General features: G+C 68.3%; 13 protein-coding genes and 1 tRNA gene. 11 read left to right on the top strand and 3 right to left on the bottom strand.

All coding sequences use genetic code 11. From position 1 onward, the window contains the following. Positions 1-151: 151 nt before the first annotated feature. The 5 genes from KBZ10_RS15360 to KBZ10_RS15340 all read left to right on the top strand — a co-directional run bounded on the left by KBZ10_RS15360 (position 152) and on the right by KBZ10_RS15340 (position 11,842). Positions 152-1,105, top strand: coding sequence for a serine/threonine-protein kinase (locus tag KBZ10_RS15360; RefSeq protein WP_210988188.1), 954 nt, complete (start codon positions 152-154; stop codon positions 1,103-1,105). Next, positions 1,102-2,745 (top strand): serine/threonine-protein kinase, encoded by a 1,644-nt coding sequence (locus KBZ10_RS15355; RefSeq protein WP_210988187.1) that lies wholly within the window; start codon positions 1,102-1,104, stop codon positions 2,743-2,745. The genes KBZ10_RS15360 and KBZ10_RS15355 overlap by 4 nt, the downstream gene beginning before the upstream one ends. A 121-nt stretch (positions 2,746-2,866) precedes the next feature. Beyond that, the gene (gene drmD, locus KBZ10_RS15350; RefSeq protein WP_210988186.1) at positions 2,867-6,115 is read left to right on the top strand and encodes a DISARM system SNF2-like helicase DrmD; all 3,249 of its coding nucleotides are present in this window, start codon (positions 2,867-2,869) and stop codon (positions 6,113-6,115) included. Further along, a complete protein-coding gene (locus KBZ10_RS15345) occupies positions 6,115-10,521 on the top strand; it encodes an Eco57I restriction-modification methylase domain-containing protein (protein WP_210988185.1) in 4,407 nt (1,468 codons plus the stop codon). The genes drmD and KBZ10_RS15345 overlap by 1 nt, the downstream gene beginning before the upstream one ends. Before the next feature lie 1,015 nt (positions 10,522-11,536). Then, complete coding sequence (locus KBZ10_RS15340; protein WP_374223359.1) at positions 11,537-11,842, top strand: ATP-binding protein; 306 nt, start codon at positions 11,537-11,539, stop codon at positions 11,840-11,842. Between the two features lie 21 nt (positions 11,843-11,863). Here KBZ10_RS15340 and KBZ10_RS15335 read toward each other — a convergent pair whose 3' ends face one another. Further along, positions 11,864-13,438: a hypothetical protein gene (locus KBZ10_RS15335; RefSeq protein ID WP_210988184.1), complete on the bottom strand. Its 1,575-nt coding sequence runs from the start codon at positions 13,436-13,438 to the stop codon at positions 11,864-11,866. A 222-nt stretch (positions 13,439-13,660) separates the two neighbouring features. Between KBZ10_RS15335 and drmA the strand changes: the two genes are divergently transcribed. From drmA to KBZ10_RS15310, 5 genes are all read left to right on the top strand, one after another. Then, positions 13,661-17,497 carry a DISARM system helicase DrmA gene (gene drmA, locus KBZ10_RS15330; RefSeq protein WP_210988183.1) on the top strand — a complete coding sequence of 1,279 codons (3,837 nt, stop codon included), beginning with the start codon at positions 13,661-13,663 and terminating at the stop codon, positions 17,495-17,497. A gap of 23 nt (positions 17,498-17,520) precedes the next feature. Continuing rightward, positions 17,521-19,428 (top strand): DUF1998 domain-containing protein, encoded by a 1,908-nt coding sequence (locus KBZ10_RS15325; protein ID WP_307847451.1) that lies wholly within the window; start codon positions 17,521-17,523, stop codon positions 19,426-19,428. 13 nt (positions 19,429-19,441) lie between these two features. Further along, positions 19,442-20,212: a DISARM system phospholipase D-like protein DrmC gene (gene drmC / locus KBZ10_RS15320; protein WP_210988181.1), complete on the top strand. Its 771-nt coding sequence runs from the start codon at positions 19,442-19,444 to the stop codon at positions 20,210-20,212. 119 nt (positions 20,213-20,331) lie between these two features. Further along, positions 20,332-21,684, top strand: coding sequence for a hypothetical protein (locus KBZ10_RS15315; RefSeq protein WP_210988180.1), 1,353 nt, complete (start codon positions 20,332-20,334; stop codon positions 21,682-21,684). 101 nt (positions 21,685-21,785) lie between these two features. Beyond that, positions 21,786-23,942: a UvrD-helicase domain-containing protein gene (locus KBZ10_RS15310; RefSeq protein ID WP_210988179.1), complete on the top strand. Its 2,157-nt coding sequence runs from the start codon at positions 21,786-21,788 to the stop codon at positions 23,940-23,942. Between the two features lie 909 nt (positions 23,943-24,851). On the opposite strand, the gene KBZ10_RS15305 is transcribed toward KBZ10_RS15310, so the two are convergent. Further along, positions 24,852-24,928: transfer RNA gene (locus KBZ10_RS15305), tRNA-Pro, on the bottom strand. A 188-nt stretch (positions 24,929-25,116) separates the two neighbouring features. On the opposite strand from KBZ10_RS15305, the gene KBZ10_RS15300 reads away from it, so the two are divergent. After that, positions 25,117-25,290 (top strand): hypothetical protein, encoded by a 174-nt coding sequence (locus KBZ10_RS15300; protein ID WP_210988178.1) that lies wholly within the window; start codon positions 25,117-25,119, stop codon positions 25,288-25,290. 490 nt (positions 25,291-25,780) lie between these two features. Here KBZ10_RS15300 and KBZ10_RS15295 read toward each other — a convergent pair whose 3' ends face one another. Continuing rightward, positions 25,781-26,146 carry an MmcQ/YjbR family DNA-binding protein gene (locus tag KBZ10_RS15295; protein WP_210988177.1) on the bottom strand — a complete coding sequence of 122 codons (366 nt, stop codon included), beginning with the start codon at positions 26,144-26,146 and terminating at the stop codon, positions 25,781-25,783. Positions 26,147-26,407 lie beyond the last annotated feature (261 nt).

The following is a 26,407-nucleotide window of genomic DNA, read 5'->3' as shown; positions in this document are numbered from 1 at the left end:
TCTCCGACCATGCAATACGCGGCCCACCACCGTGCCCTGACCACAGAGCCCTCTTGGTCGCGACAGACAGCTCGTTCAACTGCCCTAGGATCGTCAGCAATCGCTTACGCGCTGTCATGTCATGAGGCGTACGAGCTTGGGGAGGCCCGGAATGTCTCACGGAGAGCGCATCGCCGATCGCTACGAGTTGTGCACTCCGATCGGCCACGGAGCGATGGGCGAAGGCTGGGACAGCACCGACCTGCGCCTGAAACGGCAGGTCGCCCTCAAGTTCATACGCACGGAGATCCTCGGCGCCGACGACGAACGGCAGCGCGTCATCCAGCGCTTCCGGCGTGAGGCCGCCGCTCCCGCCCGGGTCTACCATCCCCAGGTAGCGACCGTGCACGACGCCGGTGAGTGGAAGGCAATGCAGTATCTCGTCATGCAACTCGCGCCGGGCATGGCGACTGTGGCGGAGCATGTTCCGCTCAGTGTGACGGCGACCGCCGCTGCGGGCGCGCAGATCACCGCCGGACTGTCCGCCATGCACGCGACAGGTCTCGTAAGCGGGGATCTCAAGCCGCAGAACATCATGGTTGCACCCGACGGCATCTTGAAGATCACCGACTTCGGCTTGGTGGCCGCGCCCGGCGCTCCGCCCACACAGTTGCCCGCCGCGAGAGGACATCGGCGCACCGGACTACAGGGCGCCAAGCAAGGCGGCCCCTATTCCCACGTCGGCCACCGGGCCGATCTCTACTCACCGGGCTGCGTACTGCACTTCATGCTGAGCGAGAAGCTTCCGTTCACCGCCCCGACGCCAGCGTTCCTCGTGCTGGCGCACTGCAACAGTGCGCCCCCTACCTTCACGTCACTCCACCCCGATATCCCACCAGAGCTCGAAGATCTGGTCGTCCGGCTCCTTGCGAAGCATCTCGACGAGCGGCCCGCCGACGCCTCGGTGTACTCCCTCCTGGCCCGCCATGCCCCTTCGTCCGCATCTGACGCATCGTCGGATTCGGTTGTGGAGGAGGGTATGGACGTCACGCGGCCGTTCCGGTTCCCGTCCTCTCCGCGACGGCTGGCAACCCGGGTCGACGACGGAGTGCGGGAGAGGCGATGAGAGACCAGCACATGTCGACAGGCGAGCTGATCGACGGCCGCTACGAGCTGGCGGAGCTGCTCGGCAGAGGCGGCATGGGCGAAGTGTGGGCGGCGTACGATCAGCGGCTGGACCGGTCCGTGGCGGTGAAGCTGCTGACTCCGCAGACGACTGTCTCCGGGATCCCGCGTCATCTCGATCCGCAGGACCCCGCCGTCATCCGCTTCACCCGGGAAGCCCGGCTGATGGCCAAATTGGAGCATCCCTACGTACCGGTCATCCATGATGCGGGCACCCATCGGGCAAGTCGGCTCTATCTGGTGATGCAGCGCGTGTACGGGCACACGCTGGACCGGCTGGTGGCCCAGCGCGGGCCCTTCCCCGTCGAGTGGGCTGCTGCGGTGGGCGCCCAGGTGTGCTCCGTACTGGTACAGGCCCATGGACGCGGTTTCGTCCACCGGGATCTGACGCCCCGGAACGTCATGCTCACGGCGGACGGCACGGTACGCGTCCTCGACTTCGGTATCGCCACCGCGCTGCAGCCGCCGGACGGGCCACGGTTGACGGGCGCCGGCATGGTGGCCGGGACTCCGGGCTTCATCTCGCCCGAGCAGGGCAAGGGGCAGGCGGCGACCCCCCTCAGTGATCTGTACGCGCTGGGCTGCGTGCTTTACGAGATCCTGGGCGGCCGACCGCCGTTCACCGCCGACGAGCCGCTGGCCCTGGTGGTCCAGCACATCGCCGATGCCCCGGTCCCGCTGGACCGGCTGCGCGACGACGCACCGGCGGAACTGTGCGAGCTGATCTCCCGCCTGCTTGCGAAGAGTCCCGAAAATCGCCCCGCGGACGCGGGCGAAGTCCGGGAGGTCCTCGCGCCCTGGGCAGAACAGGCGGTGCCGAAGGCTGCCCGCGCAGATGCTCCCGGGCCCGGCACGCCCACCGCACGCCCGCCGCGTGGCGACTCCGACCTTCCGGGTCACCCTCCTCCGGACGAGGAGCACGCCCCGGCCCCGCCCCTCGCCGCACAGCCTCCCGCCCGGACGCCGCAGCCACGGACCCCCTCGGGAGCCGGGTCACCCGTGCCCTCGGACCCGGAGGACCTGCGCGAGCGCGCGCAACGCCTTGCAGCCGAGGGGCGGCTGTCCCAGGCCCTGGAGCTGCTGGGCAAGGATCTCGACGCGGCGCTGCCTCGCTTCGGCTTATCCCATCCGGAGGTCGTCTCCCGCAGGCTGGCCATCCTGCGGTTGCAGTTCGAGGCTCAGGAGCTGCAAGCGGTGCGCGACGGTTGTCTGGAGCTCACGGAGACCCTCGCGTCGGCCCGTTCCGCGCCGGACGCCGACCTCGCGGCGTGCCGGGTGATGGCCGCCCGCTGCCTCGGCCGTCTCGGACACAACTCCGCCGCTCTCCGGGAGCTTCGTCAGGCGCTCGATCTCCAGAAGGAGGTGCTTTCCCCACTGCATCCGGAGGTATTGGAGACCCGTCGGGAGATCGCCACGCTCCTCGCGGGCTCGGGCTCGGCCGGCAAAGCCCTGGAGGCCCTGCGCTCACTCGCCGACGATCAGCGGACCGCGCTGCCTGCGGACCATCCCGCGCATGCCGAGGTGGAGCGCCTGGTCGGCCGGTTGGGCAGACTGACCCGCACTCTCCATCTCCCGCAGTAAGCCCGGCCGAGGTCCATCGCAGCCGAAAAGCATCTGCGTGAACTAAGCCAACGAACGAATCGCTCGCTAGTATGAGAGCTCCGGTAGGCACCGCGTCTCGCCGATAGTGGAGGATGTCCGCATGCCCGGTACCACCCGTACTTCCGAAGCCTCCACAATCGTCGCGCCGCCCAAGGAGAACGCTCTCGTCCAAGTGCGTGGCCAGAACTGGGTGGTGTCCGGCGTCGAAGCCGCCCCGACGGGCGATGTCACGGTGGTGCACCTGCAGTCCGTCGCCGAAGGCCGCTACGGCGACACCCTGTCCGTCATATGGGAGGTTGAGCCGGGACGTCGCGTGCTGCCCGCCGGCTCCCTTCCCGACGCCTCCGCGGGGGCGTTCGACCCTCCGGAGCAGCTCGCGGCCTTCCTCGACGCAGTCCGCTGGTCCGCCGTCGCCTCCGCCGACGTCAAGACGCTCCAGGCACCCTTCCGCTCCGGGGTGGCCATCGAGCCGTACCAGCTGGAGCCGGTCGCACGCGCCGTCGGAGCCCCCCGCGTCAACCTGCTGCTCGCCGACGACGTCGGCCTCGGCAAGACCGTCGAGGCCGGACTGGTCGCCGAGGAGCTGCGGCTGCGCGGCCGGGCCCACCGCATCATGGTCGTCTGCCCGGCGGGACTCACCCTCAAGTGGCGCGACGAGATGGCGGACAAGTTCGGCCTCGACTTCACCGTGGTCGACTCGGCCTGCTGCGCCGAGCTGCGCCGCACGCACAGCAGCGCCGCCAACCCGTTCCGGGTGTTCCCGATGACCATCGTGAGCCTTCCCTGGCTGCGTACGCCCAAGGCGCAGAGGCTCATCGACGAGGTTCTGCCGCCCGGCGGGTCCACGGAGCTGCCGGGCCGCCCCGGACGCCGTACCTTCGACCTGCTGATCCTGGACGAGGCGCACCACGTCGCCCCCAGCGCGCCCAAGCAGATCTACGCTGTCGACTCCCAGCAGACCAAGCTGATCAGGCGCCTCGCCCCTCACTTCGAGCATCGGCTCTTCCTCTCCGCCACCCCGCACAACGGTTACCAGGACTCCTACACGGCGCTGCTGGAGCTCATCGACAACCAGCGCTTCTTCCGCAGCGTCGAGCCGGACAAGGCCGCCCTCGACGACACCGTCGTACGACGTCTGAAGAGCACCGTGACCAACGAGGACGGCAGCCCGCGCTTCCACCCCCGTGAGTCCAAGGCGCTGCCCGTCGAGTACCCGGACACCGAACGCGAGATCCACGCCCTCCTCACCCGCTATGCCGAACTGCGCACGAAGCGCGTCGCTCCCGACCGGCGCGGCGGCCGGAAAGCCGTCGACCTGGTCACCCTGCTGCTGAAGAAACGGCTGTTCTCCTCCCCCGCCGCCTTCGCGCACACGGTCAACGTCCACCTCGAATCGGTGCGCGCCAAGGCGAAGTCCGGCAGGAACAAGGACGTTCAGGCCCCGGTGGAAACTCCACTGTGGATCACCCAGTACGAGGACTACGCCGCCGACCTCGACGACGAGGAACTCTCCGAGGCCGAGCACGACGCGATCACTCGCGCCGCCACCGTCACCCCGGGAACGTCCGAGGAAGAGGCCGAGCTGCTGGAGCGGATGGCCCACTGGGGCCAGGCCCACCAGGCGTCCCCGGATGTCAAGGCCAAGGAGCTCATCAAGACCCTCAGGGTCATCTGCCTCACCGGCGGGACGTGGGGGAACGAGCGGGTCGTCGTCTTCACCGAGTACCGCGACACCCAGGACTGGCTGCTGAACCTGCTCCAGCAGGAGGGGCTCGCCCAGGAGGGTCGCGTCCTCACCCTCCACGGCGGGAAGAACGCCGACGAGCGCGAGCAGATCCGGCTCGCCTTCCAGGAACCGCCCCACACCCCCGAGGGCAAGGTCCGCATCCTCCTCGCCACTGACGCCGCCAGTGAGGGCATCGACCTCCAGGACCACTGCCGGCACCTGATCAACTACGATATCCCGTTCAACCCCAACAAGCTGGAACAGCGCATCGGCCGTATCGACCGCTACGGCCAGCGTCACAACCCGCAGATCATGCACTTCGTGGGTGCCGCCTGGGACAAGGCCAGGACCGATGTGTACGAGGCCGACTTGGAGTTCCTCGCCCGTATCGCGAAAAAGGTCGCGCGGATGGAGGAGGACCTCGGCGAGGTCAACGCCGTGCTCGCCGAGAAGGTTCAGCTCCGGATGACGGGGCAGCTCAGCGACTTCGACATCGAGAACGCCCGCGCCAGGAAGATCAAGGGCCGTCCCACCGGCGGCAAGGTGAACGCCGAGCAGAACGTCACCGAGCAGGTGCGGCGGCTCAGCGCCCAGCTGAAGCAGACCACCGAAGAACTCGGCATCACCCCCGATCGGGTCGCCCGCGTCGTGAACACGGCGCTGAACCTGGCGCGGCAGCAGCCGCTCGTACCGTGCCTCGACGAGAACGCGCCGTCCGAGGACGACTTCCGGCAGGGACTGTTCACCGTGCCGCCGCTGACCGGCTCCTGGGAGCGCGCCACCCGCGGCCTGCCCGACAAGCTCCGCCCCGACGTCCTGCGCCCGGTGACATTCGACGCGACGGCGGCCTCAGGGCGTCCCGACATTGTGCTGGCCCATCTGAACCATCCGCTGGTTGCCATGTCGACGCGGCTGCTGCGCGCGGCCGTGTGGAACGCAAACAACGTCGACCTGCGCCGGATCACGGCCGTCGTCAGCGACGACCCCGCCCTGGAGACCACTTTCGTCGGCGCGTTTGCCCGGTTCGTGCTGGTCGGCACGGACGGGCAGCGCCTCCACGAGGAGATCCTGCACGCGGGCGGCTGGCTGGGCGACAACGGCTGGCAGCGGCGGCTGCGCGGTGTGGAGGCGGTCGCCTCGATCTTGGACCGCGCGCTCACCGAGGGCCGCCCTGCCAAGGAACGTCTGCTCCACCGGCTGCAGCAGAGCTGGCCGAAGACGTACGAGGGCCTCACCCAGTCCGTCGAGGCGCGCGGCAAGGAGCGCAAGGCGTCCCTGATGGATCGGCTGGCCGAGCGCCAGGCCGACGAGGAACAGCGCATCAACGGCACCCTCGACCGCCTCCAGCGCACCCTGCGCGCCCGGCTCGGCGAGACCTCCTCCGGCACAGCGGCCTCCCCTGCTGGCGGGATGGACACGCTCTTCGGCCTGGAGGAACTGAAGGACCCCGACGAGCGCCGCCAGCTCACCGAGGACCGCAAGCGCTGGAGGGCCCGGCTCGACGGCCTTGAGGACGAGCGCCGACGCGAACTCGCCGCGATCGCCGCCCGCTACCGTGACCCGCAGGACCACCTCTTCCCGGTCGCCATCGTCTTCGTCATCCCCGCCAAGGAGGCCTACTGATGAGCCCCGCGCCCCGCTCTGGAGGCCGCCGCCCCTCCGCCGCCGCGATCCGTGCCGCGAAGGCGTCCGACGGCAAGCAGCAGCACCTGGACTGGCTGAACCTCGTCGAGGTGTCCGGCCCGTTCCTCACACTGCCGGTCCTGCTGCGCACCTGGCAGCAGTTGGAGGGCGTCCCCAGCGAGCGCCGCGCCGACATTCGCCTCCACCACGGCATCTGGCAGGACGACCGCAAGGGCGCCGGCCGCCTCGAGTGGATCAACTTCTTGCTGCGCACCCTGCTGGAGTGGGACGACGCCCTGCATCTACGGGAGGGCGCCGGGCAGTTCGGCGATAGCGGTGAGAGCCTGGCCGAGGACGACGCGCTGCTGGACCGGTTCGCCGTCAGCCCGCCCGGGGCCGACACCACCATCCGTCCCGACTTCGCCCTCATCCACCCCGGCACCGACCCCGCCGCCGAACCGGACACCGCTACCGCCGCCAAGCAGGTACCGATCCTCGGCCTGGTCCTGCCACCCGACACCGCACCGACCCGCCGTATCAGGGGCGACTCCTGGTCGGCGAGCGGAGTTGATCGGCTCGCCCACGTCCTGCGCCACCACGGCATCGAGCTGGGTCTGGTCACCGACGGCCGCTGGTGGTCCCTGGTCTGGGCACCGCCCGGCGGAGTCACAACGAGCGCTACCTTCGACACAATCGCCTGGAACGAACGGGCCGACCTAGTGGCGGTCCGCGCCTGGGTCTCCCTCCTTCGGCGCGGCCGTTTCTTCGGACGGCCGGAGGACGAGCTTCTCCCGGCGCTGCTCCGCGAGAGCCTGGAAGGCCAGGAAGACGTCACCGAGGCCCTCGGCATCCAGGTCCGCCAGGCGGTCGAACTCCTGGTGGACTCCATCGGCCGTGCCGAGGCCCGGATGGTCAAGCGCGGCGGCAAGGGCCTGTCGGGCGTGCCTGCGAGCGAGGTCTACCGTGGCGCCGTCGCGGTCATGATGCGCGTCGTCTTCCTACTCTTCGCCGAGGAACGCGGCCTGCTGCCCGCGGACAACGAGCTGTACGCGGAGGCGTACTCGGCCGGGCGGCTCTACGAGACGCTGGACAAGCGCCGCCGCGCGGACGGCGAGGACTCCCTGGAGCACACGACGGCCGCCTGGCACCGACTGATCGCTCTCTTCCACGCCGTGCATGGCGGAGTGGACCACCCGCTGCTCACGCTGCCCGCGTACGACGGCTCCATCTTCGACCCGAAGCCCTTCCCCTGGCTGGAGGCCGTCCCGGAGGGCGCGGACGGCACGGACGGCGACGCCACGCGAGCTGCCGACGGCCACACCTCCCTCCTCCCGATCGACGACCGCACCGTCCTGCACGTCCTCGACTCGGTGCAATTCGTCGTCGTCAACAAGGAGCGGCGCCGGCTGACCTTCCGCGCCCTGGACGTGGAGCAGATCGGCTACGTGTACGAGGGCCTGCTCTCGTACGACGGCAAGCGCGCTCAGGACACCGTGCTCGGGCTCGTCGGCAAGCCCGGCCTGAAACACGAGGTGAGCCTGACCGAACTGGAGGAGCTGGCCGCCCCGTTCGGCGTGGGCGCACGCGCTGTCCCCGGCCAGAAGCCGAACCTGCCGGGCTTCGCGAAGAAGCTGTACGAGCGCTTCAAGGACCCCAAGCCGCCGGCCACGGCGTCGAAGATGGAGAAGCTGCTCGCCCACGGCGACGAGCAGGCGCGGGGCAAGGCCCTTCACCGCCTTCTCGCGGTCACCGAGAACGACCGCGAACTGGCCGAGCGCATCCTCCCCTTCCACGGGCTGCTCCGCGACGATCTGCGTAGCCTGCCGGTGGTGATCCCGGAGGACGGCCTGTACGTCACGGAGTCCCGCCTCCGCAAGAACACCGGCACCCACTACACACCGCGCGCCCTGGCCCAGCAGGTCGCCGAGGGAGCACTGGAACCGCTGGTCTACCGGCCGGGCCCGCTCCAGACGGCGGACGACAAGCAGTGGAAGCTCATCAAGCCGGACGAGATCCTGAAGCTCAAGGTCGCTGACATCGCGATGGGTTCAGCCGCCTTCCTGGTCGCCGCCTGCCGCTACCTCGCGGACCGGCTCGTCGACGCCTGGGTCGAGGAGGAGGACGAGGAGGCCTTGGCGTTCCGCGGCAGCCACCGCGACCAGGCGGGCGCGGTCACGGCGGCGGACGCGGAGAGCGACCCGGTGATGATCCGCGCCCGGCGCCTGATCATCGAACACTGCCTCTACGGGGTGGACATTAACCCCATGGCGGTGGAGATGGCCAAGCTGTCGCTGTGGCTGATCTCCATGGACCCGGAGCGGCCGTTCACCTTCCTGGACGACCGGTTGGTGGCGGGGGACTCTCTGCTGGGCATCACGTCTGTGGAGCAACTGGAGGTCATGGACCTCGACGCACGACGGGGCCGCGAGCGGCACAAGCGGGGCGTCATCGACTTCACGGCGGGTGTACGGGAGCTGGTCCACGAACTCGCCGAGGACCGCAAGCAGATCGGTGACATGCCGGGCGAGACGCTGAAGGACATCGCGGAGAAGCGGGCCATACTCGCGGACGTCCAGGAGCGGGCGGCCCGGGTCAGCCTGCTCGCCGACCTGACGGCAGGGGCTGCTCTGGCCTCGTACGGGAGCGGTCCGCTGCCGGCACGGGAGTCGCTGAAGAAGGAGATGGCCCGGCATGGGTGGTCTCTGAAGAGGTCCGAGGCTCCGATGGCCGCGGCGGGCATGGGGTTCGCCGTGGCCAAGGGGCTTGAGGGAGCTACGGAGGAGGCTCGGGCGCTGGCGGGGGAGTGGCTGGCTACCAATCTGCCGGAGGGGGGGTTCGAACGGGAGCCGGTGCACTGGCCGTTGGTTTTTCCGGAGGTGTTTGAAGGGGGTGGGTTTGATGCGGTGATTGGGAATCCACCTTTCTTGGGCGGACCCAAGATCTCCCCTTCCCTCGGCTCCTCTTTTCGCAAGACCCTAGTTGCACACGTATCCAACGGAATCAGCAAGACCAATACAGACTTGATCGCGTTTTTCTTCATGCGATGCCATCAAGTCACAAAGGCCGCAGGAACCCTAGGGCTAGTCGCAACCAATAGCCTTGCCCAGGGAGACACTCGAGCAGTTTCCCTAGACCAGGTAGCCGGAGCATCCAGAGAAATTTACCGAGCCACGCGAAGCAAGCCCTGGCCATCCAAGAGCGCATCACTTGAATACTGCGCTGTTTGGCTCTCAGGCGAAGCAGTAAAAACTCCTCGCCAACTCGACGACGAGCTCGTCTTGGGCATCACATCCTCCCTGACAGTTACGTCACGGGTTGACCCTTCAGTGATGCCACTCGTCGAGAATCGCAAACTGGCCTTCATCGGACACCACGTAAACGGCATGGGCTTCTTGCTGACAATCGAAGAGGCGGCATCCTTGATAAGGAAGGACAAACGAAACGCCAAAGTATTGGAGCCCTACCTTGTAGGACAAGACCTTAACCAAAATCCAACCACAGAGGCCAGTCGATGGATCATCAATTTCCGCGACTGGCCGCTTGAAGAGTGTCAGGCATATGAGGACTGCCTGAAAATTCTGGAGCGCCACGTAAAGCCAGAAAGAGAGCAGCGGAATCGTTCTGCCCACGCACGTCGATGGTGGCGGTATGCCGACTACCGCTCCGGACTTGAAGCAGCTATCGAACCTCTCGAAAGAGTCATTGCGATCACGCTTGTCAGCAAGGTCGTAATGCCCATGATGGTACCCACAGGACAGGTCTTTTCCCACCGATTGGCAATTTTCGCCTCTCAGGAATACGGACTGCTGGCACTATTGAGCAGCGGCCATCATTACTGGTGGGCAATTACGTACTCTTCAACGCTCGAGACACGCACCAACTACACACCGACTGATGTATTTGAGACTCTAGTGCGACCTGACCTAACGAGCGATCTACACGATCTCGGAATTCAGTTGGATAGGGCCCGCCACAACGTTATGTCGAGTCGACATATTGGTCTTACTGATACCTACAACCTCATTCACAACTCCGAGTGCCACGATGACGACATCATCGAACTTCGGGCCATCCACCGCGCTATCGACAAGGCCGCCACGCAAGCCTACGGTTGGGACGACCTCCTAGCAGCCCCAGGCGCGCTAGACCACGGGTTCCACAATACCGATCAGGGAATTCGTTATACCATCGGTCCCGTAGTTCGCACCGAGATCATCGACCGCCTCCGCGAGTTGAACCACGAGCGATATGCCGCCGAGATCGCTGCTGGGCTACACAAGGGAAAGCGGACGAAAGGCTCGACCAAGAGGGCTCAACGGGGGGAGAATCCCGGCACCAAGGAAGGTGACCCAGAACAGGGCTTCAGGGAGGACGGGCTCTTCCCGCCCCAAAATGCCCTCTTCTAATTTGAACGCACGCGGGCCCCGCCAAACCCCCAGAGCAGCACTGGCGGCGGCCCTCCCTTTCCTCATTCGCAACGCCCGAGCCCCTTCACTCCCGCCCAGTGGAGCGCGCTCATGTGATTCTTCGACATCCGGCTCCTCCAAACCACCGTAACCAGCACCAAGACATCCGACCAGGCAGTCATCATCCCCGAAGAGCCTTTACAACCTTGGCCAGTTCCGCCGCACTTCCAGGGCAAGCGGTTCTGGTGCGGCACACCACTCGGCAGTTATGGCGAAGAAGCTGGTGACCGAGCGGCACGAGACCAAGGTCTGCCACTTCGCGCACTTCCCTGATCGGCCGGGGACGACCACCGCGTGTCATCGTGTCGCAAACGGCGCCGATAGCGCCGACCATCTCTTCATCAAGAGGGACCTGACTGCCTGGTTCAATACCCAAGGGCGGCTCTCCGGAGCGAGTGGACCGTGGACGTGTTGCACGTCTACGTACGCTATGGCGGCCCCGGTGAGGCGCCAGGCGACCGTGCACTCTCGCTCGGCTGCGAAGAGGAGAAAGTGAGCCCAGATGCTGGACTCGAAGGCAGGCGACATGCCTTGAGCGTCTTTCGAGTCTCGCGCGTGAACTCTTGCGGGCATTATCGCCACGTCAATCACCCGTCACACTCTGGGCCACCCATATAAAGTCGGACCCGGATCGTACACCGGCAGGGCGTACTCCAAGGTGTCCTGTTCAGACTCGACGCGCGGCGAGACGGTTACCGTTTGAATTCCCCTTCGAGCCACTCCCCTGCGCACGCGCGCACCCCAGCCCCGCCCGCACCTTCGCCCAGCAGTTCAGCTCCACCCGGCGAAGGGCGCGGCTGGCCCGTCTTCTCGCGGTGAACCAGTTCGATGCCTGGGGCTGACCGCACTGGTCGGAGACCTCACAGAGACCGCCGCGCTCCTCGTCGCCGAGCTGGCGTCGAACGCCATCCTGCACGGCCAGGTGTCCGGCCGGGACTTCCGACTGCGCCTCTCCGTGGACGACACCCCGATCCAGCCGCACGAACTGCTCACTGCGCGCCCGACCGATCTCCGGATCGAGGTGACCGATCCGCGTGGGGAACGTCTGCCGCAGCCGCCTAAGCACGTGGGGCCCGACGCCGATCCGTGCGCCAACGCCGCCACCACCCGCCGCGAAGGCGGGCACAGGCTGCTGCTCGTCCAGAGCCTGGCCACTCGCTGGGGTGTCGACCCGGATCCACCCTCTGCCAAAACGGTCTGGTGCGAGCTGGACGCCAGCTCTTGTCCGACACCCAGAGAGCGGACCTTGTCCGGGGACTGACCATCAGGGACGCCCCCGCGGTCAGAACAGCATGTCGTCGCGCTGGAAGAGCCCTCCGTCGAAGACGGGAGCCGACTCCTCTTCGCGCGGCAGGTCCTCGCTCACCGCCAGGCCGCCCCTCTCGGCCCCGTCTTCCTTCGGCCCTGCGCCGCCGCGCCTGGAACTCCACCGCGTCAGCTCATCTGCCCCGGGCTCGCCGGCCTCGCCACTCAGCGTCCTCAGCCTGCCGTACGCGTACGCCCCGCACAAGTCCCGAACCTCCCCGGGTACATCCACCCTGATCGTGCGCAGCACCCGGAGCCCGCCCGCCTGCCGTGCGGCGAGGATGTCGAGACGGGCGAATCCGGTTGTGGCGAGCAGCAGCAGTCGGGACAAGTCGTCGAGGTCGTCCTCGTCGTACCGGAAGCGCAGGTGGTGGAGGAGGCTCTCGGGCTCGTCGTCGGGCAGGCCGATGAGCAGGTCTCCCGGCCGGTCCTTGCTGACCTCGAACTGAATCCGGCCGTCGTGGCCGAGCTTGGCCGCCATGTGTTCCTCGGGTCCGGGGCGCACGGCGCAGAACCACCAAGGGGTGTGGCCGGGCAGGGAGTGCCAGGTGAAGGTATTCGGTGTCGCGCCCCAGTTGGACTTGACACCCAGCTCGACCATGGTCGTCATCCAGCCCGGTGCCGGTGCCTGCGGGTCAGACAGGAGCGGCCTCGGGTGGGGGCCGGCGCCCGCGTCGCGCACGAGGTCGGCCTCCAACATCAGTTCCCAGTCGCGTTGCCGGAAACCGTGCGCCGCCTGGAACAGCTCCTGCTCGTACGTCGTGAGGCCGCCGCTTACGCGCCGACAGACTCTGCCGTAGTCTGCCGCCGCGGCCGACACATCCGCCCAGAGGCCGCTGCCCGTGCCGGCGCTCAGCTCGTCAGCTCGTAGGCGTACGTACTCCGCGATCTCGTTCCCGCTGCCGAGCGCGACGAGGTGCCGCGCCTCTCTGAGGTACTCCCCGAGCCACTCGGCCGACCTGCTCAGTTGCTCAGCAACGGGCGTCCGCTCCACCAGCCCGAGGGCGGATCCCGTGACGTTGTCCCGCTGGGTGGCACGCAGATACGCGGCGAACGACTGCCATCGGGCTCCCGGGTCGAGGGGCCTGTCCAGGGAGCCGTCGCTCATTGCCCTCGGGTCGAGCGCCCAGCGTTCGTCAAGTTCGCGTGCCGTACGCAGCGCCCCGACGGCGGCGGCGCGGCGTGCGGTGTACAGCTGGAGAAGCCCGCTCCACAGGTCGAAGCTCCGCCAGGGGCGCAGCAGCGGTAGGGAGTGCTCGTGCAGGTGGCGCAGGAGACGGGCGACCAGGTCCGCGCAGTCCTCCAGGGGTGGTTCCCGGTCCGGCCAGAGTGAGTAGAGCTCGTTGGCGATGTCGGTGGCGGCGGCCACCCGCTGTTCGCGCAGTGCGGTGCGGGCCATGAGCATGGCCTGTACGAGGGTGAGGTCTCCCAGATCCCGGGGGAGGAATCGATCCGTCCCCGGGCAGGCGAAGTCCAGTTCGGTCGCCAATTCCTGGATGATGCCCTCCCACCACTCGGCTCTGGCGTCGGAGAATTCCCTGCCGCTGTCCACTTCCCGCCCCTCTGACTGCGTTTGCTGACAATCTTGTTGAGGATGTGTCAGCTGCTGCCGGACGGGTATCACTGTACGCCGCTCGACAGAAGAAGCAATTCGTGAACTGAGTACACTAATGCAACGCTTGGGCTACGCAGTTCGTCGCGGCGCCACTATGTCGGTGGGCCGCCCTATCGTTGTTCGTCGGGTGCCGGTCAGCACCCAGGGAGGGAAACGCGCATGCCGTCACCACAGAACGCCCCTGCTCCGGAGCCCGGCGTTCCCCACCCCGTCGACGAGGTCCCGCAGACCTTCCGTTCCGGGTCGTCGTACGACGTCCGGGAGGAGCTCGGCGACCTGATCTCATGGGATCTGCTGGGGCCGTGGGCGGACAACGAGACTGAAGTGCTGCCGCCGAACAGCGCGGGGCCCCGCGACCGCTACCTCGTCGGACTTCTCGGGCCCCGCCCCGCGCCGACCGACGCGCCCGTGAATGTCGCCGCGGGCCAAGCGGAAACCGAGGTCAGCGGAGAGGGTGACGGGCAGGACGCGGAGCTCGGGAACCGGCTCACGCCGCAGGCGGCCGGGCGGCTGTGGGCGTCGTCGATGGGCCTGAGTTTTCTGGTGCCGGCCGATGTGGGCATGCTCAGTGTCGTCGCCTGCTGGGGTCGGTACCGGCAGAACGACAGCAAGACCGAGGACGGCCGGACGGTGCGCACGTGGTCGCGGGAGCCGGTGCGCCACGAGGTGGACGTCCCCGTCGACGCCCGGGGCACCTTCCGGACCGTCCTGGAGGGCGATGACGAGAACGACCCGAACCGTCCCTGCATCCGGCTCGATGTGCATGTGCGGGAGCGTCCCGGCACGGTTGACGGTGCGGACAACCTGCGCTTCGTCGACGTGTCGCTGATCAACGCGCTGGAGGAGTCCCGTGAACTGCGGGACGGGCAATGGCTGTTCCAGACGAAGCTGGAGGTCACCTCCTTCGACGGGCAGTCCAGCGTCTTCCTGCCGATCGATGACCCGCTGTCCGACGAGCACGGTCGGATCCAGGAGAGTCCCGAAGAGCAACATCTGCGACTGCTGTACCGGCAGGAGCTGAAGCATGCGCACGGGCGGAACGTCGCCGTGCACGCGAGGGTTCTGCCGAAGGGGCGCCGCGCGGTCAAGCTGGAGACGACATGGCTGCCGGTGAAGGACGTACCGGCCACGGTCGCACCCAGTGCGGCGCAGCAGCCGCTGCTCGCCGGTCTCGAAGTGAGCATGGACAAGCTCGCCGACCTGGCCGTGTGGGAGCGGCGCGACGAGCTGCTGAAGGCCCTGCAGCCACTGGCCGACGGATACGACGGGTGGCTGGAACAGCAGTCCGCCAAGGCGCAGTCCCTGTCGGGCGAGCTGCGGACCGCGGCGCTGCGTGCGGTCGACGAGGCCCGCGACGCGTGCGCAAGGATCGCGCTCGGCATCGACCTGCTGCACGCCGACAAGGACGCACTGCAGGCATTCCGTTTCGCCAACCGGGCGATGGCCATGCAGCGGCGCGCCACGGCGACGGCCGCACTGCGGGCCGAGGGCGGCGAGAAGCCGCCTACGTACGCGGCGGCCTACGCCGAGGTGGATGGCCGCGGCCCCGCAGCCGCGAGCTGGTATCCCTTCCAGCTGGCGTTCGTGCTGCTCAACCTGTGCTCGCTCACCGATCCGGCGCACAAGGAACGCCGGGCGGACAGCACCGCCACGGTCGACCTGCTGTTCTTCCCGACCGGCGGCGGCAAGACGGAGGCCTACCTGGGCCTCACGGCCTACACCTTCGCCATCCGGCGGCTGCAGAAAATCGTCGGGGAGGGCGAGGACGCCCGCGAGGGTCGGGACGGCGTCGCCGTGCTGATGCGCTACACCCTGCGACTGCTGACGGCCCAGCAGTTCCAGCGGGCCTCCGCCCTCGTGTGCGCAACGGAGGTGCTGCGCAGGGAGGACGAGAAGGTCTGGGGCAGCCGACCCTTCCGTATCGGGCTGTGGGTCGGTGCCGGCGTCTCGCCGAACTGGTACGGGGACGCGACGCAGCAGATCGCCGAGGCCACCGAGTCCGCCTCAGGTCGGCATGCGAACGTCCTGCAGGTGCTGTCCTGCCCGTGGTGCGGAGAGGAGCTGCGCGCCTGGCGGGACGTGTCACCGGACGACGTGCGGCGTCGCATCATCGTGTACTGCCCGCGTGGGGAGGATGAGAAGCCGTGCCCGTTCTCGCGGATGAAGGCACAGGGTGAGGGGTTGCCGATCCTTACGGTCGACGAGGAGATCTACCGGCTGGTGCCGAGCATGCTGATCGCGACCGTGGACAAGCTCGCCCAGCTGCCGTGGCGCGGCTATGCCGGGATGCTGTTCGGGCGCGTGACCGAGTACTGCGAGCGGCACGGCTACCGCCACAACGACCTCGACGAGGAGACCGGCTGCGGGTCCCGGCACAACGCCAAGGACAAGCACAAGGCCGTGACCAGCCGGCCGATGCCGCGACGGCTGCGGCCGCCGGATCTCATCATCCAGGACGAGCTGCACCTGATCTCCGGGGCGCTGGGTACCACGGTGGGGCTGTTCGAGTCGGCCGTGGACCAGCTGTGCACCTGGCGAGTGAAGGACGCCCACGGCCAACTCCGGGAGACCGGGCCGAAGATCGTCGCATCGACGGCCACCACCCGCAACGCCCGCGCCCAGGTGCTGGGGGTGTTCGCCCGGGACCTGGCGATCTTCCCGCCACAGGTGGTTGATGTCGGTGACACCTTCTTCTCCCAGCAGGTAGTTGTGAGCCGCGACAACCCGGGGCGGCGCTACTACGGGGTGTGCGCGCACGGGGTGCGCATGAAGGCTGCCGAGATCCGTGTTGCGGAGATCCTGCTGCTCGCCGGGCAGCACATGTTCGACCTCTACGGCGCTCCCGCCGATCCGTACATGACGGTGGTCGGGTACTTCAACGCAACCAAGGAGCTCGCCGGTATGCGGCGGGTCCTCGACGACGACGTGCCCAGCCGGCTGCGGGCCAACGGACGCCGCAGGGGCATCGCCAACCGACTGCTGCGCGACACCGACATGCTCAACCTCCAGGAACTGACCTCCCGTATCTCGTCGGCGGACATCAGCGCCACCCTCAAGCGGCTGGAGATCGGGTTCAACCCGGAGCACGACACGTCGGTGCGAAAGCAGGCGATCATCGACGAGTTCCGGGACGCTGGCAAGGCGCGCCAGCCGCGGGTCCTGCCTGCCCTGCCGCACCGCAAGCCGGTCGACTACGTACTGGCCACGTCGATGCTCCAGGTCGGCGTGGATGTCTCCCGCTTCGGCCTGATGGTCGTCACCGGGCAGCCGAAGAACACCGCCGAGTACATCCAGGCGTCCTCCCGCGTCGGACGACAGGCCAAGCGGCCTGGAATCGTGGTCACGCTCTACAACTGGGCACGGCCTCGGGATCTCGCTCATTTCGAGGACTTCGAGCACTACCACGCGACGTTCTACCGGCAGGTCGAGGCGCTTTCGGTGACCCCGTTCACGCGGCGGGCGCTTGACCGGGGCACCACCGCCACGTACGTCTCCGCCGTCAGGCAGGCCTGCGACGACTTCTCCGACAACGTGGACGCCGAGGGGGTGGACCTCGACGATCCGCGCGTGCAGGACGTCGAGCGGCGGCTGCTGGCGCGTGCGGAAGCGGTGGACGGGGACCGGGCCCGCGGATACCTCGCCGAGCGCATCGACGCGCTGCGCGACGCCTGGTCGGCCAAGAAGGGCGAGCAGGGAAAGCTCGGCTACCGGGGCCAGACCAAGCAGAAGCAGACGGTGCTGGGGCTGCTGCGCAACGCGGACGGCAGCGGATGGGACGTGCTCACCGTCCCGCAGTCGATGCGCGAGACGGAGAACGAGATCAACATGCTGCTGCCCGCTGACACGGTGCTGTCGGCCCCGGCCGGAAAGGCTTGGGAGTTCGGACCGCCCGCCGATGGCGGTGACGGCGCGGATACGGCGGGCGGCGACGAGTTCGGCGAGGTGCCGGACTCGGACGGGAACGGCAACGGCACGGCCAGGGGGCGGCGGTCATGAGCGGCGGCGGATACTTCAGGCGGGTGGGTGCGGTACGACCGAGCCACCTCATGTTCACCGGCGGCGTCGGCGCCCTCGTGGACCTGCCCAACTTCTCCGTCATGGTCAAGGGCATCGACCACTGGAGCTACGCCGGCGTACCGGACCCGGTGATCGAGGAGCCCCGGCTCCGCAGGGCCGTCAACCGGGCGCTGCGGCGCTACGGCCCGAACCAGGTGGGTGAGCTGCGCGCCGCGCCGTGGATCCCCGGCACCGACACCGACCCGAAGGGGTACGCGGCGCGAATCGGGGTGCCCGTGACCCCCTTCCCGCAGTGGCTGCGTTGCACAGCGTGCAACGAGCTGGCCTCCCTCGGCTCCGGCAAGTGGGGGTTCGAGAACCAAAACCCCCGCCGTCCCGACGAGGCGCGCTTCTACCACGAGAACTGTTACCGGAAGAAGAAGGGCCGCAAGCCCCTCGCCGTGGCCGCCCGCTTCGCGCTCGCCTGCACCAAAGGGCACCTCGACGAGTTCCCGTACACGGAGTTCGTGCACGAGGGCCGCGTCTGCCCCGACACGACGTACCCGACGCTGCGGATGCGCGACAACGGCGGCAACCTCGCGGCCAACGTCTCCCTGGAATGCCTGGTGTGCAAGAAGGCCAAGCGCAACATCCGGGACGCGATGGGCGACAAAGGCCGGGAGAACCTGCCCCGCTGCCGCGGTCGGCACCCCCAGTTCGACGGTGTCTACGAGAACTGCGACGCACAGCCCTATCTGCTGGTCGTGGGCGCTTCCAACCAGTGGTTCCCCGTGACGCTCAGCGCGCTGGCACTGCCCGACACCGGGACCGACACACTGCGCAAGCTCGTTGAGGAACGCTGGCCGGATTTGGAGGACTTCGAGGACGAGACGGAGATCGCCATGTTCGCCAAGAAGTCGAAGCACCACCGCTACTTGCGCGACTACGAGCCCGGGCAGGTCTGGCAAGCCATGTCCGCCTATCGCGCTGCCCTGTCGGGCGAGGAAGGCGAGGCCGAGCAGCCGCCGGGCCCCCCGGACCTGCTGACCCCCGAGTGGCAGGTGCTGTCCGCGGCCAAGACCGCCGACCCGACGGAGGACTTCGCGCTGGTGGACGCCTCGCTCAGCGGGCCGCTGTCCACTGTCTTCTCCCAGGTGCGGCAGGTTGAGCGACTGCGCGAGGTGCGGGCCCTGATCGGCTTCACCCGGCTCGATGCTCCCGACCCGGAGGACCCGGGCCTGGTCACCCGTGTCGAGCTCGGGCGGCGCGAACGCGGCTGGATTCCGGCCAGCGAGGTGCGCGGCGAGGGGCTGTTCCTGCGGGTTGACGATCACCTGATCGAACAGTGGGAGAAGCGGGTCGCGTCCAGCGCAGCCCTCGCCGCGCACGCCGCGGCCTTCGGCCGGTTCCGAGAGCACCGTAAGTCGGACCGGATCCAGGACAACTCCGACCCGATGCAGGGCTGGCCGGGCAGCCGCTACATCGCCCTGCACACGCTTTCCCATCTACTCATCCGCACCATCGCGATGGAGTGCGGCTACAACTCGGCGAGTCTGGCCGAGCGGATCTACAGCGGTGACGCCGAGGAGCGGCGGACCGGCATCCTCATCTACACGGCCGTCCCGGACTCCGAGGGCACCCTCGGCGGGCTGGTATCCCTCGCCGACCAGGACCCCAGCACCGGGGAGAACCGGCTGGCCAGGATCGTGCGGATGGCGCTGCACAAGGCGGGGCGGTGCTCCTCGGACCCGCTGTGCGGCGAGCGCCTTCCTCAGGCGCCGGAGGACTTTCTGCACGGTGCGGCCTGCCACTCCTGCCTGTTCGTGTCCGAGACCACGTGCGAGCGAGGCAACCGGTTCCTGGACCGGCGGTTCATCACCCCACTGGCGGGCGACACCGAACCGCTGGCGCTCATCCCGGACTTCAAGTGAATGGATTGACCGGGTGAGCCGCAGGCGTTTCGAGGCGGCGGTCGCGACGACCGCCGCCTCGCTCGGGCCCACGCGGACGAAGGCCCTGGCCACACTGCTGGTCCAGGGCCGCTCCCCCGCATACATCCTCGGCAGGCTCCAGACACCGGCCGCGTTGGAGGCCGTCTCGTCGTTGCTGGTCTCGATCACGGAGGACAGCGTGCCCTCGGCGGAGGCGGCAGCGTACCTGCGCGGCTATGTGGCGGCCTGGGTCCGCCAGCGCGAGGGGACCGAGACCCGCGCCGTGTGGAGCGGTCCCTCCACACCGGGGACACCTGGCCGCTCCACTGCCCAGGTGCTGACGGAGGTGGTCCGGGCCGCAGAGCACCGACTCGTTGCCATGACCTACTCGGCCCGCTCGTACGCTCCGCTGACCGCGGCACTGTCCAACGCCGTGGCCCGAGGGGTCACGGTGGACATCGTCGTGGAGACACTGGAAGGCGCGGGCGGACTGCTCTCCGGAAGAGAGCCGGCTGACGCCTTCTCCCGCATACCAGGCCTGCGGCTCTGGCACTGGCCGACAGCCCAACGCACCACTCCTCGCAGCCGGTTGCACGCGAAACTGGCGGTGGCGGACGACCGGATCCTGTTCCTCACCAGCGCCAACCTCACGGCGGCGGGCGCCGAGCGCAACATCGAAGCGGGTGTACTGCTGAACGGTGGCCCCATGCCGGGCCGGATGGCAGACCACATAAGGGAGTTGCAGCGCAGGGGGGTTCTCGCGCGATGGCTGGGCGCTTCATGAGCTCCCATCACCGTCGAATCATCGCCATTCACATGACCGATTGACAGCCACTGAGCCCTGACAGCCGGAACCTGGCCAAGAATTGAGCCTCCGGTTTCACAAGATCTTGGAGGTCGCTGATGGTCGCCGTCGCTCTGGTGCACAGCACCGCGCTGATGATGGAGCGGCTCCCCGAGAAACCTCCGGCATGGCTGACCCGCGGTGAGCGCACCTTCGCGTACCCGCACAAGGACTGGAGAAAGCCGCGTGTGTGGTGTCTCGCGTTCTTCACCGACCGTCACGCCCACGACGACCAGCGCAGGATCATCGGAGTGGGCAGCGTCTTCCCGGGCAGACGGTCGGGTACCTACGAACGCGCCCTGCTCACCCGTGACTTCACCGCACTCCAGATTCCGCTGCCGCTCGTCGACCTTGCTGACGCCATGGGGGCCAGCCGCCGGTTCCTCGGCGACGACGGCCGCATGTCTCCTGCCGCCGGCGACAAACTGCTCGCCGCTGTCCGGCATATGCGACCTGAACTGAACGAGACACTGGACGACCTGGAGAACAGCCTGGGGGCCAATCCTCCGACAGGTCAGGAAGGAGAGCAGCGGAGCCTGGAGAAGGACGCGTTTGGCACCCTACTTGAGACGTTCGGCGCGGAGCGCGATCCGCTCGAAGCATGGCAGCAACCGCTCAGCAGTGATGATCCGCGCTCCCGGTCCGTCCCCTTCATCGAAGGGCTGCCTGCTCTCCGTCAGATCGAGGATCAGCAGATCGTCCATGACTACATGCGCTTCCCCGGCATGGAGGGCGAGGATGCCGTGCAGGTCGGTTGGCGGATTTACCGCCGCAACTCCGAGTCCCCTCATCGGCTGTTCGTGTACAACGCCAACCGCACGAACGCCGAGACCGTCATGGGCGTCGACATGATCTACGTGAACGAGCACGCACGCAGCGTGGCCATGGTCCAGTACAAGCGCATGCGGCAGAGCGGGCCCGGCTGGGTGTACTGGCACGACGCCACCGGTGAGCGGGAACTGAAGCGGATGGAAGCCGTTGACGCCGAGTGCGAGGCCGAGGAGGAGTGGGCCCGGGCCAGCCAGAAGGGCTCAACCACTCTGGGAGACCCGCGACTGGTCCCGACGCCCAGCATGGTCAAGCTGTGCCGGACCACTCCCTTCATGATGAACTCCGCTGCCCTCATCCCGGGCATGTACCTGACGCGGGAGCACTTCTGGGAACTGCTGCAACGCCCCGAGGCCGACGGGCCGTCCGGTGGGACACGCATCATCGAGGAGTCGGTCCCCCGGTACCTGAACAACACCACCTTCACCACGCTGCTCAGGGACGGGTGGATCGGCACGCGCGGCACCGCCTGGGACTACGTCATCCACCTGATACGCGAGAGCCTGTCCGCCGGGGGGCCGGGCTCCGTGGTCGTAGGGATGCACCGGAGTGAGGTTCCGCCCGGCAACCGCCGAGTCAACTGACCCGCGCCGCAGGACCTCATCCTGCCCCTGGGACGTACGGACCGGCCTCGCGAATCGGAGCTGGTCAGTAAAGTGATCGTAGTCTTCTGGAGGGGGCACGGATGGCGACGCTGGGCATGCACCGGGACTTCCTGATGGAGTTCGCCGCGCTGGAGAAACCCGTCCAGAAACGTGTCTTCGAGGTGTTCGAGAAGTTCGCGGCGGCCACGCACGCGGGACTGCACCTGGAGAAGCTCACGCATCAGAAGGATCCGCGGCTGCGGACCATCCGGATCACCGACTTCTGGCGAGGCGTCGTCCTCAAGGCGGAGTCCGGCGACAGCTACCTGCTGCTGAAGGTGCTCCCGCACGACAAGGCCAACGACTGGGCCGCCAAGCACCGGGCGTCGGTGAACGAGGCCACCCAGGGCATCGAGATACGCAACGACGTGGCCCTGGAGCGGGCCACGGCCGGGCTGCGGGCACTGGCCGCCGACGAGCCGTCCCGTCTGTTCCCCGCCTCCGAGTATCCGGACAAGGTGCTGCGCAGCCTCGGCGTCGACGAGGAGATCCTGCCGATCATCCGGCTGGTCCCCGACGAGGCCCACCTGGAGGCCCTGCACAAGGTGCTTCCCGAGCAGCAGTACGACGTGCTGCTCGGGCTCGCTACCGGCATGAAGCCCGAGGAGATCGACCGCGAGCTCGTGCAGGCGTACGCACGGACCGCCGCCGTGCAGAGCGCCCGCGCCTCCGAGGGCGACGAACTGGGCACCGCCATGGCCCGCTCTCGGGGCCGTATCGCCCTCGTCTCCGGAGCCGATGAGTTGCTGGACATCCTTCAGCGCCCCTTCGACGCCTGGCGGGTCTTCCTGCACCCGAGCCAGTACCGGGTGGCCTACCAGGAGAGCTACGCCGGATCGGCGCGGGTCACCGGCGGGCCCGGCACCGGCAAGACCGTCGTCGCGCTGCACCGCGCTTACCACCTTGCGCGGCGCCTGCCCGCCGACGCGCCCGACGGCTGTGTACTGCTGACGACCTATACCAAGGACCTGGCCGCCGAACTGCAGCGCTGCATGGAGCTGCTGATCACGGAGGACGCCGTCCGCGCGAAGATCCGGGTGGTGAACGTCGATGCCCTGGCCAACGAGATCGTGCGGGCGGACCGCGGTGGCGCACCGCTGAAGCTGGTCTTCGACCAGAAGGAGATCACCGCCCGGTGGGCGCGGATCGCGCGGCGGTTGGACCTCGACTTCACGGACGTCTTCCTCGACCAGGAGTGGCGGCACGTCATCCTCGCGCACGCCGTCGCCACTCCCGAGGAGTACCTGAAAGTGGCGCGGACGGGCCGCGGCAGCGGGCTCGGGCCGCTGAAGCGCCTTCAGGTGTGGCGTGCGGTCACCGCTTTCGAGGAGCAGCTGAGTCAGGCCGGGCAGTGGACCTTCCTGCAGGTGTGCGCCGAAGCCGCACGTGTCCTGGACGGCCGCGACGAACGGCCCTTCCGACACATCGTTGTCGACGAGGCGCAAGACCTGCACCCCGCCCAGTGGCGGTTCCTGCGCGCCCTCGTCGGCCCCAGCGCCGACGACCTGTTCGTCGCCGGGGACACCCACCAGCGCATCTATGGCAATCGGGTCTCGCTTCGCTCGCTCGGCGTCGAGGTCGTCGGACGCTCGTTTCGGCTTCGGGTCAACTACCGCACCACACAGGAGATCCTCGCCTGGTCCACCGCGTTGCTGACCGGAGAGAAGCCCGACGACATGGACGAGGGGAAGGAGACCCTGGCCGGCTATCGCTCCACAATGCACGGCGAACGACCCGAGACCGCGGGACACGCCACGAAGACCGAGGAGATGGCGGCGCTGGTGGCCCAGGTGGAGAAGTGGGCCGCCTCGGGCGTGGAGGCGGAACATATCGGCATCGCGGTGCGGTTCATCCAGTTCGGACGGGACATCGCCCAGACCCTGGAGCACGCCGGCATCTCCACTTTCTTGCTGGGGACGGGGCGCAGTGGTGCGGGGGTGCGGATAGGGACCATGCACCGGATGAAAGGGCTGGAGTTCCGCTGCGTCGCCGTGGCCGGGGTGATGGACGGCACGGTCCCGATGAAGTCCGCCGTGACTCCGGTGGACATCGACGCCCAACAGCACCAGGAAGACGTGAACAGCGAACTGAGCGTGCTGTTCGTGGCCTGCACGCGGGCGCGTGAGGCACTGCGTGTGTCCTGGCACGGGACGCCGAGCCCATTCCTGGCACCTGCCATCAGCGGCCCGCATCCATAGCGTCTGGTCTTCGACGGCGTGGGGCTGACGACCACGGCCCACGCCCGTGATGACCACGTCAGGCCGGGTCCCCGTCCACCATACGGCAGACCTCGGCGGGAGCAGCAGTGTGCGCGGACCACTCCAGCAGCGCGTAGATCTCCTCACCGTGCCCGGAGAAGACCTTCAGAGAGAAGGGCGAACACAGACTCAGTTTGGCCTTCGGCCAGATCCATGCCCTTGATGCCGTTCAGCCGGGCCATCAGCTCACGGCGCAGTGGCTCGTCGAACGAAGGGGCGCCGCTTCAAGTACTGGAAAGGCGGGCACGGCCGCATGCCACCGTCACCATCAGCGGCCGCAGACTCACGGCGCCAGGCGGTTCACCGCGCTGCGCGCCCGAACCGCCTCTGGTAGGCCGAACGGTGAGAGCTTGGCAGCGCTGAACGGCCCTGTACGGCGCGGCCCTTGTGGGAGTGCCCCGTCTGCGGCCAAACGCCAAGGGGCATTGGCCGTCCCGACCCGGGATGTCGTCGCCAGCCCGGCACCATGGCCCCTGCCTGGCCTGCGCAGATCCCGCAGACGGAGTGTCGGCGGGGAGCACGGTGATCCCTGTCGTATGGGGAGCGGCTCCGGTGCTCCCAGTCGGGAAGAGGGCGGTGAACGGACAAGGGGTTCTTTGGCCGGTCGCCGGCCGGATCGGTCCGGCACGGGTGGGTGGCCTCGGGGGTGAGGGGTTGACGGTGGCGTGCAGTGGCGCGGTACGGACGGCTACGTCTACCGGATCGGGTGATGGACGAAACGGGCGTGGTTGACACGTCTGCGGGGTGGGAGCGCGAGGGCTCCCAGAGGGCTCCCCCTTGCTCCCACCCCGGGAACGGCAAAGGCCGTTCCCGCTACCCGCGGAAACGGCCTACGACCTGCGAAAACGCTGGTCGGGACGACAGGATTTGAACCTGCGACCCCTTGACCCCCAGTCAAGTGCGCTACCAAGCTGCGCCACGTCCCGATGCCCGTGCGGCCTGGGGTTTCCCCCTCGCCGACCGCGCAGGAGCAACAATACCGCACCCCGCGGGGTGCTTGCCCACCCCGTTCCGGTGGCGGTGAGTAGCTGCCGGGAGAACGGCCCGAAAGGGAGAGAGGGGGATGAGTACGGCTACTCATGTGCCGGGGTGGCGGAGCGGCGACTCTGCCGGCGTGAGCGCCCCCATCGAGCCGCCCACGACCACGGCGTTCTTCGTGCCCGCCGCGCTCTCGTCCGTGATCTTGTGCGTGCTCTCGCTGGCGGCGATGCCCTTCGGCATCGCCGAACCGCCGCTCGGGCCCCGGGAACGGGGTCTTCTCGCCCCCTCGGGCTCGTCTTCGTGGTGACGTGCAGCCCCACTCCCGTGCCAAGTGTGTACGGGACCCGCAGGAGCACAGACGTCTCCGGCCACGTCGACAAGACGCACCCGGACAAGCTGCTCGCCGAGCAGCCCCCTTCGTGGTGAAGAATCTCTGCTGGTGGCGTGAGGGCCGGGTCGGCACCGGCGGGCGAGCACCTTCCGTCACCGCACCGCACCGCACCGGACCGGACCGGACCGGATCGGATCGGATCGGATCGGATCGGATCGGCCGTGGCCGTGGCCGTCGTCACTTTCCGTGATGCGCTGCCGGGCGGCCCGCTGAGTGGTTCAGAGCGCCCCCGGCCGTCCGGTCCGGTCTGCGGCGCCCCCGGTGCATGCCCCTCCCCCTTTCGTTGTCGAGCTGCGCGGGGCCGGGTGAGGGGCCCCGCCCAGCCGGGGCGGTGGTGCCGCGACCCTGCGCGGACGCGTCGCGGCATGCGCCATCGGTACCGTCGGTGCCCGGGGTGGTGAGGTGGTCAGCCCGCGGTCGTGCCCCGGAGGTCCGGGTGGGCTTCGGTGAGGGCGCGCGGGGCGGCCTGGCGCCAGGAGTCCAGCAGGATCGCGCGCAGTTCCTCCTCGTCGTCCAGTGCGGTGAGACGGACGCGCAGCCAGGCATAGTGCTCATCGTGCCCCTCCCGGATGAAGAACTTCTCCGGTTCCGAGGCGATGAGCTCCGCGCGCTCCTCGACCGGGCACTTCACGCCCACCGAGGCGTCGTCGTCCGCGAGGGACGCGAAGATCTTGCTGCGCACCCGGAACGTGGGCATGCCCCACGCCAGCTTCTCCTCCGTCTCCGGCAGGGAGAGGGCGATACGGCGGACATCCTCGGCTGTGGTGGTCATGACGGCGCTCCCATCGGTTCGTTCGGGCCTGGCGGTAGTGCTGTGCTCCGGGCGTCACCGACCGTATTCGGGGCCACTGACATCGGCCTGCGCGGCCGGTTCGGAGTGTCGTCGCCCGGTCCTCGGCGTGCGCACCGGCGAGGGCTTCACGCGTTCAGGCCGCCGGCCGGCGGTCGCCGGGGTTCTTCCCACCACGGCTCGGGACGGGAGGCGATGCGATCCGGTCTCCGCCGCCGGGCCGTGGGACGGGGTGGGTTGCGG

It is taken from the genome of Streptomyces sp. F63, from assembly GCF_018070345.1.
Classification (GTDB): domain Bacteria; phylum Actinomycetota; class Actinomycetes; order Streptomycetales; family Streptomycetaceae; genus Streptomyces.
Note: the sequence above shows the minus strand (reverse complement) of the source record. Positions and strands in the feature narration are given on the sequence as shown.